Here is an 8700-nt window from a genome sequence, read left to right as displayed (position 1 = left end):
ACGAGCGCGCCGTCGGCCGCCGCCGCGCGCAGCCGGTGCATCCCGTCGATCACCCGCATGCTCGGCCGGTGGACGATGATCGGCGGCAGCGCCGGCCCGACCTCCGCCAGCGTGCGCACATGCTCCGGATCCTCTCCCCCCTCCCGCGGGGAGTCCCCCGGCAGCAGCGCCGCCACCGGCACCACCACCACCTCCGACAACACCGGCACCCATTCCCCGGACAACCGGGACACCGGGCGCTCCTGGGCACGGACGGCTGCGCTCTCAGGCTTCACGACGAGTCCTCCGACAAGTGACACGGACCGAAGGGGGCATGCATCGCAGCGATGCTAGGAGATCCACATACCTTTGGGAAGGTATTTTAGTGACCAGCTGACATCACTCTTGCCCTCAACTGCTTTCACCGTGGCTTTCCAGCCATATACCTTCGCTCAGGTATATTTTTTGGTGGAGGGCGAAGGCCCTGGAGAAGGCCTGGTCAGTCCGCGTGATCCCCCGTCAGCCCTCTCTCCCGGTCAGCCCCCGTCAGCCCTCCCCCGGTCAGCCCCCGTCCTCGTCGGCCCGGGAGAGGGCGTCGGTGATCAGGCGGGTGGCGAACTCCTGGTCGTCGCCGCAGATCCGGTTGACATACTCGGCGAGCAGGGTGGCGGTGGCCTCCAGGGGGTTCATCTCGGCGTCCGTCCACGGCCCGTACTGCGCGCGCCACAGGTTGGGGCTCAGGCCGCTGCCGGCGGCGACCAGCAGGCCCGCCATGGTGGGGATGACCTCGGGGCGGAAGGTCCTGGGCATCATGCGCATGGTGGCCACCAGGGTCGGCACCACGTACTCGATGACGTCCTTGCCGTGGTCCTCGCAGGCCGTCCGCAGCCAGTTCATGTACAGGTAGATAAGGGTGCAGGCGCCCTCCAGCAGGGCGCTGAAGTCGTCCGGGCCCATGGACGCGGCGAGGTGGTCGACCATCTTGCGGTGTTCCGGGTCGGTCTCGGTCCGGCCGTCGTAGAGGGCCTTGAGCCGGGAGTCGATCACCATGAGCGCCGCGCTCACGTCGCCGGCGGGGGCGTACTGGGGGTCACAGGGCGAGGGCACGGGGACTCCTCCTCCGGGGCGGGGCGGGGCGCCCGGTGCGGCGACGGCGGGTTCCGTCAGCCGCTCCAGGAGACCGGACCGGGGCCGGGCCCGGGGCGGGAACCGCCCCCGCGTCACCCGGACGGGATCCCGGCGGCGGCCGGGCCGTTGACGAAAAAGACTGTACGAACGAACGTGGCCTAGGGTGACGCTCCGTCGATTCCGGCCCGTCCGCCCCTGGAGCCCGCTCACCGATGTCCACGCCCGCCCCGTACCGCTCCCCCCGCACGGACGCCACCGCCGCGACCGTCCTGCTCGTCGCCGCCGGTGCCGCGGCGTTGTTCTCCCTCTACGCCGACGCCCTGATGTTCGTGGCGTCCGACGACCTCATGACCGGCAGCGCCGTGAGCGGCGAGGCGTTCGCCGACGCGCAGTGGTTCATCGGCACCGCCCGCGTCCTCCAGTGGGCGGTACTGGTGTTCTCGGCGATGGCCTTCCTCTCCTGGTTCCACCGGGTGCGGGTGAACGCCGAGTTCCTCGCCCCGCACGGGCACCGCTACGCGCGGGTGTGGGCGATCGTCGGCTGGTTCATCCCGGTCGCCAACTTCTGGCTCCCCCGGCAGGTCGCCGGCGACGTCTGGCAGGCCGGCGCCCGCCCCGACGGGCTCGGGGTGCGCGAGCCGCTGCCCCAGGCGCTGCTCAACCTCTGGTGGGGCACCTTCCTGGGGTCCCACCTGGTCGGCGGGGTGGGCGATCAGTTCTACCAGGACGCCACCTACGCGGACACCTACCGGGAGGCCTCCCTGTGGCTGGGCGCCGCCGACCTGCTGGAGCTGGCCGCCGCCGCCTTCGCCGTCCTGCTGGTGCGGAGGCTGACGGCCGCCCAGGAGCGGCGCCTCGCCGGGCTCCCGGCCGGGCCGGTGTACGGGGTGCACGTCTCGGCCGTCGAGGGCTGAGCCCGAAGCACGTGCGAGGGGTCCGCGGCGTCGCCGTGGGCCCCTCGCACGTGCCGGCGGAGCCGGGTCAGGGCTTGAGGGCGACGCCGGCGTAGAAGGAGACCTGGGCGTCGGTGACGTCGGCCGACAGCAGTTCGGCGGTGCCGTCGGTACCGTCGGGGTGCCAGCGGTGGGCGGGGACGATGCCCGGCTCCAGCAGTTCCAGGCCCTCGAAGAAGGTGGCGAACTCGGCCTCGGGGCGCAGCCGCAGGGAGGTGCCGGCCTGGTTGTAGATCTCCTGGACCTTGGGCGCGCCGAGCGGGTCGAGTTCGGCGGTGGCGTGGGAGAGGACCAGGGCGGAGCCGGCCGGCAGGGGGTCCAGGAGGTGCTTGACGATGGCGTGGGCGTCGTCGAGGTCCGGGACGAAGTGCAGCAGGGCGACCATCGACAGGACCACCGGCCGGGTCAGGTCGAGGGTCTGCGCGACCTGGGGGGTGGCCAGGATCGACGCGGGGTCGTGGACGTCGCCGTGGACGTAGGCGGTGCGGCCCTGCGGGGTGCTGGTCATCAGGGCGCGGGAGTGGGCCAGCACGACGGGGTCGTTGTCGGCGTAGACCACCCGGGCGCGCGGCTCGACGGCCTGGGCGACCTCGTGGAGGTTGGGCGAGGTGGGGATGCCGGTGCCGATGTCCAGCCACTGGTCCAGGCCGCGGCGGGCCAGGGCGCGGGTGGCGCGGTGCATGAAGGTGCGGTTGGCGCGTACGGCGGTGCGCATGGTGGGGAAGACGGTCAGGACACGCTCGGCGGCTTCGCGGTCGACGGCGAAGTTGTCCTTGCCGCCGAGGAAGTAGTCGTACATCCGGGCGCTGTGCGGGATGTCCTGGCGTATCTGCGGCGACGCCGGCTCCGCAGGGTCGGGTTCGGTCGCGGTCATCCAGGTTCCCCCCATGATCATCCCTGTCCTTTCTTGATCACACCGGGCCGGGGCAGTCTAGCCAACTCGCCGGTACCGCGAGGCGAGTCGGCGGTGAACGGCGGCGTGGACGGCGGTGAACGGCGGCGGGGCGGCAGCGCTCGTCCCGCGGCGCGCCCGGCGGGGCGGGGGCGGGACTCGGCCGTACCGGGCAATTCCACCGCCTCCGGCGGCCGGTCGCGTGCGGGCGGCCCGGGGATGTGGCACTCAGGAGGGCGGCGGCCCCAGTGGGCGCGCCCCTCCCCCAGCGCCCCCTGTGACCGAACGGAGCCCCCATGCGCCGACGCCACGGCGTCCTGCTGACCGCCGCCCTGCTGGCCCGGATCGCCGCCGGGCCGCCCTCGTACGCCGCGCCGGACGCCGGGTGGGAGCCGGCCGACCAGTGCGGGGTGGTGCGCAGCGGCGACACCCCGCTCGGCGGGGCGCAGGTGACGCTGTACCAGGCCGGGGAGGGCGAGGGCGGGCGGGCGCGGGTGCTGGCCCGGGCCCGTAGCGGCGAGGACGGGCGGTTCGGCCTGGAGTTCCGCCGGCCGCGGGACGCGCGGGCGGTGCTGTACGTCCTGGCCGACCTGCCGGGGCCCTCCGAGGAGAGGGCGGACGGGCCCGGCCGGGGCGGGCCCGTGACGCTGGCCGCGGTGCTCAGCGGCGCCGCCGCCCCGCCCGAGCTGGTCGTCAACGAGCGGACCACGGTGGCCACGGCCTACGCCCTGGCCCGGTTCACCGGCCCGGACGGGGTAGCCGGTTCCTCCCCCGGGCTGCAGAACGCCGCGGCAGTGGCGCACAACCTGGCCGACACCGGCACCGGTGGCGTCGCTGCGCTGCTCGCTGCGCCACCCAACGGCGAACTCACTTCCACCATGGCCGAGTTCAACACCCTGGCCAATCTGCTGGCGTCCTGCGTCAGCGGCGACTCCTGCGACCGGCTGCTGGACCTGGCCCGCCGCCCGGGCCGTGAGCGGCCGCGCGACACCCTGCTGGCCGCGGTGGACATCGCCCACGACCCGGGCCACCACGCCGCCGAGCTGTTCGCGCTGGCCGGCACCGCGGTCCGCTACCGGCCCGCGCTGTCCGCGGCCCCGGACGCCTGGACGGTGGCGCTGCGCTACCAGGGCAACGGCCATGAGCTGGACGGTCCCGGCAACATCGCCTTCGACGCGGACGGCAACGCCTGGGTCAGCAACAACTACCGCTACGGCCCGGACCCGGCCGTCCCGGTGTGCGGCGCCGACACGGTGCTGAAGTTCACCCCCACCGGGCGGGACGCCCCCGGCGCCCCCTACCGGGGCGGTGGCCTGTACGGCGCGGGCTTCGGCATCACCGTCGACGCGAAGGGCACCGCCTGGGTCGCCAACTTCGGTTTCCAGGGCCGTGGTTGCCCGATCGATCCGGCTCCGCTGGAGCGCAGCGTCTCCCGGTTCGCCGCGGACGGGGCCGTGTTGTCCCCGCCGCAGGGCTGGCGCGGGGCCGGGATCGTCCAGCCGCAGGGCATGGCGGCCGACCGTTCCGGCACGGTGTGGGTGGCCAACTGCGGCTCGGACAGCGTGGCCCGGATCCCGGACGGCGACGCGGCCTCGGCCCGGGAGATCGCCACGCCGGGGCTGCACAAGCCCTTCGGCACGGCCGTGGACCCGGCCGGGCGGCTGTGGGTGAGTGGCAACGGCAGTGACAGCGTCCAGGTGGTGGGCCCCGACGGGGCGCTGGAGCGGACCGTGACCGGGGCGGGCCTGCGCCGGCCGCTGGCCGTGGCCACCGACAGCCGGGGCAACGCCTGGGTGAGCAACAGCGGGATCCTGCCGGTGCCCTGCGGCGACAGCACGGCCGAGGACCTCGCGGACGCGCTGGCCGGTGAGGACGGCCCGCGGCCGGGGACCTCGGTGATCATGATCGGGGCGGACGGGACCCCGGCGCCCGCGCCGTTCACCAACGGCGGCCTGTTCCTGCCCTGGGGCGTGGCCGTGGACGGGGACGACACCGTGTGGGTGGCCAACTTCGGCGGCCACCGCGTCGCCCGGCTGTGCGGCGTCAACCCGGCCGCCTGCCCGCCCGGGACGCGCACCGGCGAGCCGATCTCGCCGCCGGACACCGGGTACACGTTCGACGGGCTGGAGCGCAACACCGGTGTCCGGATCGATCCTTCGGGCAACGTCTGGCTGGCCAACAACTGGCGTACCGTGCCGGTCCAGGCCAATCCCGGGGGGCACGAGCTGGTGGTGCTGGTGGGCGCGGCGGCACCGGTGAGCGCGCCCGGGCCCGGCGGCGGGCGGCCCTGACCCGGCGGACCCCGAACGGACGGCGGGAGCGAACGGCGACGGGAGCGAACGGGGACGGCGGTGATCGGCGGCGGGAGCGAACGGGGACGGCGGTGATCGGCGGCGGGAGCGAACGGGGACGGCGGTGATCGGCGGCGGGAGCGAACGGGGACGGCGGTGATCGGCGGCGGAGGCGGGGCGAGCGGACCGCCGTCGGGGCGACTGCCCACCGGTACGGTCGGCCGGGGGCGGCCCGCCGGGAGCACCGCGCCGGTTCGGCCCACCGCCGCGCAAGGAGACCTCCGGGAGCCGTCCATGCCGCACATCGACACCGAGGGCGCGGGCGAACGGCCGTAGCGGGTCTGGACGAGCGTGTAGGCGGGGGCTGGACGCGAGCGGCCGGCAGGTGGGGCCGGCGGGGGGCCGGTGAGCCCCCGCCGGGCCGGGCCGCTCAGCGGTCAGCGGTCGGCTCTCAGCGGGCGCTGCCGAGATCCCGGTCGTGCTCGCCGCCCTCCAGCAGCAGGGTGGTCTCCTCGATCCGGCGGAAGCGGCCGTCGGGGGCGAACTCGGCGAAGAGGTAGACCTCCATGCGGACGGTGGAGCCGTCGGTCTTGGTGACGGTCATGGTGTGGCGGTCGGCGTAGCGCGCGCCGTCGCAGAGTTCCTCGTGGACCTCGACGGAGCCGTCGGCCACGACCGTGCGCAGGTGGGCGATGTGGGCCAGGAACTGCCCGCGGTCGTCCCAGCGGCCGTCGGTGCGCTGGCGGTAGTCGGGGGCGAAGTGGCGGTCGACGGCCTCGTGCAGGTCCAGACCCGGGGTGAGGAGCAGGTCGGTCAGGGCGGTGGTGATGTCGGTGTGGCGCACGGGATTCCTCCGGAAGGGTGAGCACGGACCTCAGATGCGTGCCTCAAGCACGCAAATCACATTACATGAAAAGCGTGCCCAGCGCACGCTAATCTGAGGGGGTGACGAATCCGACCGGACACCAGATCGCCGAGGCCCTCGGACTGCTGCTGCGCCGCAGCACCCGCACCGGCCTGCACGCCCAGCTGACCGACGGCCTGGGGCAGGCCATCGACGAACTCACCTACCCCGTCCTCAGCGGCCTGGCCCGCACCGGCCCGTGCAGCGCCGCCGACCTCGGCCGCGAGATCGGACTGGACCGCACCACCGTGACCCGCCGCGCCGACCGCCTGGAGGAGGCGGGCCTGCTGCGCCGCGAAGCCGACCCCGCCGACCGGCGCGCCACCCTGCTCGTCCTCACCGACCCCGGGCACGACGCCGTCCGGGCCACCCGGGACCGCCTGGCCGCCCGCATCGAGGACTCCCTCGCCTCCTGGCCGGCCGCCGACGCCGAGGTCTTCGCCCGGCTGCTGCGCACCTTCGTCGACGATGGGCCGTTCCAGGCCTGAGCCCGCGGGCCCGGCACCGCGTCGACGCCGCATCTGCGCCGCTCGACCAGGCGGGTCACGGCGGGCGCGCGGCCGTTTCCGGGGGCCGCCGGCCGGTGATCCCTTGCCGCCGGGGCGGCGGCCGTCGACCGCCGCCCCCGCGTCACCCCACCACCGACCCGCCGAGTCGCCCCTTCGGAGGCCCCGTCATGCCGCTGCGCTCCCACCCCCGCCCGCCGACCCGCCGACCCCGACGGGCGGCGGCCACCGCCCTGCTCACCGCCGCGCTGGCACTGGCCCCCGCCGGCAACGCCGCGGCCGGGAACGGCGGCCGGGAGGACAACGACCGGGCACTGCGGGCCCGGCTGCAGGCACTGGTCGACCGCCCCGACGGCCCGCCCGGGGCCATCGCGGTCCTGCGCGAGGACGGGCGGGTGCGGGTGCTGCAGGCCGGGGTGGCGCAGCTCGGCACCGACCGCCCGCCGCGGGCCGACGACCACATGCGGCTGGCCAGCGCCGCCAAGGCGTTCAGCGGCGCGGTCGCGCTGCGGCTGGTGGACTGCGGGCTGCTCGGGCTGGACGACACCATCGCCGCCCGGCTGCCCTCGCTGCCCGCCGCCTGGGGCGCGGTGACCCTGCGCCAGCTGCTCCAGCACACCAGCGGCCTGCCGGACTACAGCACCGCCCCGGACTTCGGCGACCTGCTGCGCACCGACCCCCACCACGTCTTCGACTCCCGGCGCCTGCTGGACTTCGTCGCCGACCGGCCCCTGGAGTTCGCCCCCGGCACCCGCTACCAGTACTCCAACTCCGACAACATCGCCGTCGCCCTGATGGCCGAGGCCGCCACCGGGCAGCGCTACGAGGACCTGCTGGCCTCCCAGGTCTACCGGCCGCTCGAGCTCGACCGCACCAGCCTGCCCGCCGGCTACCGGCTGCCCAGGCCCTACCTGCACGGCTACGCCGTCCAGCCGCCCGCCGCGCCCCGGGACGTCAGCACCGAGTTCGGCGCCTCCGGCGCCTGGGCCTCGGGCGGCCTGGTCTCCACCCCCGCCGACTTCAGCGCCTTCGCGGCCGGTTACGCGGGCGGCCCGCTGATCGGCGAGGCGACCCGTGAGCAGCAGCGGGCCTTCGTCCCGGGCGCCTCCGAGCCGGCCGGCCCGGGTACCAACCGCGCCGGGCTGGCGATCTTCGAGTACGGCACCCGCTGCGGCACGGTGTACGGGCACACCGGCAACACCGCCGGCTACACCCAGCTCGGCGTCGGCACCCCGGACGGGCGGCGCAGTCTGACCCTCTCCGTCACCGAGCAGGTGAACCAGTCGGGCAACCCCGACCTGCTGCAACACCTGCGGGCCGTCGAGGAGGACTTCGTCTGCGCCCTGCTCTCCCGCTAGCGGGACCCTGGCGAGGGGGCCGGGCGGGTATCCGGACCGGGATCGGCTACGGTCGACGGTCCGGCAGCGGCCGGGCCGGGTGGCAGCGGGAAGGGAGGCGGCGAGGTGGCCGCGGGAGCGGAGAGCGTGTTCCGGGGTGAGGGTGTGCCCGCACGGGAGCGGTTCGACTGCTGGCGGGAGCTGATCGGGCGCACCCGGGCCAGCGAGATGACCAGCGTCCACGCCGATGACTTCCGGGCGGAGATGCGGCGCCTGGAGCTGGGGCCGGTGACCCTCCTGAGATCCTCGTTCCCGCCGACCCGGTTCCGGCGCAGCGCCGCGATGGTGCGGCGCACCGACCCGGAGGTGTACCACCTGACGATGCCGCTCGCGGGCGGGCTCTCGCTCAGCCGCGGCACCGGGGAGCGCACCTTCGGGCGGGGTGACCTCTACCTGGCGGACAGCTCCCACCCGTACGAGGTGCGGGCCCTGGGGGTGCCCGCCGCCGGCCGCGGGGAGCAGCGGACCGAGGCGGTGGGCATCGACTTCCCGGTGTCGCTGCTGCCGCTGCCCCCGCAGCGGCTGCGTGACCTGTTGGGCCGGGGGTTCTCGGTGCGGGAGGGGTCGGCGGCGCTGCTGGCGCAGTTCCTGGTCGGGCTGGACCGGCAGGCCGCCGCCCTGGGCCCGGCGGAGACGGCCCGGCTGGGCAG

The 8700-nt window shown here is 75.1% G+C and carries 9 protein-coding genes; 5 read left to right on the top strand and 4 right to left on the bottom strand.

The features are described from left to right. Positions 1 to 275 (bottom strand): ParB N-terminal domain-containing protein (locus ACZ7BZ_RS38040; RefSeq protein ID WP_470362377.1); only part of this gene is annotated, 275 nt, incomplete at its 3' end. A 265-nt stretch (positions 276 to 540) separates the two neighbouring features. Further along, positions 541 to 1086: a hypothetical protein gene (locus tag ACZ7BZ_RS38035; RefSeq protein WP_470362376.1), complete on the bottom strand. Its 546-nt coding sequence runs from the start codon at positions 1084 to 1086 to the stop codon at positions 541 to 543. A 233-nt stretch (positions 1087 to 1319) separates the two neighbouring features. Between ACZ7BZ_RS38035 and ACZ7BZ_RS38030 the strand changes: the two genes are divergently transcribed. Next, positions 1320 to 2021 carry a DUF4328 domain-containing protein gene (locus tag ACZ7BZ_RS38030; protein ID WP_470362375.1) on the top strand — a complete coding sequence of 234 codons (702 nt, stop codon included), beginning with the start codon at positions 1320 to 1322 and terminating at the stop codon, positions 2019 to 2021. Between the two features lie 67 nt (positions 2022 to 2088). Here the strand turns inward: ACZ7BZ_RS38030 and ACZ7BZ_RS38025 are convergent, their stop codons facing one another. Beyond that, complete coding sequence (locus ACZ7BZ_RS38025; protein ID WP_470362374.1) at positions 2089 to 2934, bottom strand: SAM-dependent methyltransferase; 846 nt, start codon at positions 2932 to 2934, stop codon at positions 2089 to 2091. Between the two features lie 314 nt (positions 2935 to 3248). Between ACZ7BZ_RS38025 and ACZ7BZ_RS38020 the strand changes: the two genes are divergently transcribed. Further along, positions 3249 to 5243, top strand: a complete 1995-nt coding sequence (locus ACZ7BZ_RS38020; protein ID WP_470362373.1) for an NHL repeat-containing protein — start codon at positions 3249 to 3251, stop codon at positions 5241 to 5243. Between the two features lie 451 nt (positions 5244 to 5694). On the opposite strand, the gene ACZ7BZ_RS38015 is transcribed toward ACZ7BZ_RS38020, so the two are convergent. Next, positions 5695 to 6087: a nuclear transport factor 2 family protein gene (locus ACZ7BZ_RS38015; protein ID WP_380457821.1), complete on the bottom strand. Its 393-nt coding sequence runs from the start codon at positions 6085 to 6087 to the stop codon at positions 5695 to 5697. 101 nt (positions 6088 to 6188) lie between these two features. On the opposite strand from ACZ7BZ_RS38015, the gene ACZ7BZ_RS38010 reads away from it, so the two are divergent. The 3 genes from ACZ7BZ_RS38010 to ACZ7BZ_RS38000 all read left to right on the top strand — a co-directional run. Continuing rightward, positions 6189 to 6635, top strand: coding sequence for a MarR family winged helix-turn-helix transcriptional regulator (locus ACZ7BZ_RS38010; RefSeq protein ID WP_470362372.1), 447 nt, complete (start codon positions 6189 to 6191; stop codon positions 6633 to 6635). 188 nt (positions 6636 to 6823) lie between these two features. Then, entirely contained in the window at positions 6824 to 8011 is a 1188-nt protein-coding gene (locus ACZ7BZ_RS38005) for a serine hydrolase domain-containing protein (protein ID WP_470362371.1), read from the top strand. A gap of 105 nt (positions 8012 to 8116) precedes the next feature. Next, on the top strand, positions 8117 to 8700 hold a 584-nt coding region (locus ACZ7BZ_RS38000), incomplete at its 3' end, for a cupin domain-containing protein (RefSeq protein WP_470362370.1).

The organism is Kitasatospora sp. NPDC036934 (assembly GCF_055608425.1).
The sequence above is the reverse complement of the archived record's forward strand: the minus strand, read 5'-3'. Positions and strand labels throughout refer to the sequence as shown.

Coding starts and splice junctions, on each gene's coding strand:
- ACZ7BZ_RS38005 (WP_470362371.1), top strand. CDS start 6,824: ATGCCGCTGCGCTCCCACCCCCGCCCGCCGACCCGCCGACCCCGACGG.
- ACZ7BZ_RS38020 (WP_470362373.1), top strand. CDS start 3,249: ATGCGCCGACGCCACGGCGTCCTGCTGACCGCCGCCCTGCTGGCCCGG.
- ACZ7BZ_RS38025 (WP_470362374.1), bottom strand. CDS start 2,934: ATGACCGCGACCGAACCCGACCCTGCGGAGCCGGCGTCGCCGCAGATA.
- ACZ7BZ_RS38030 (WP_470362375.1), top strand. CDS start 1,320: ATGTCCACGCCCGCCCCGTACCGCTCCCCCCGCACGGACGCCACCGCC.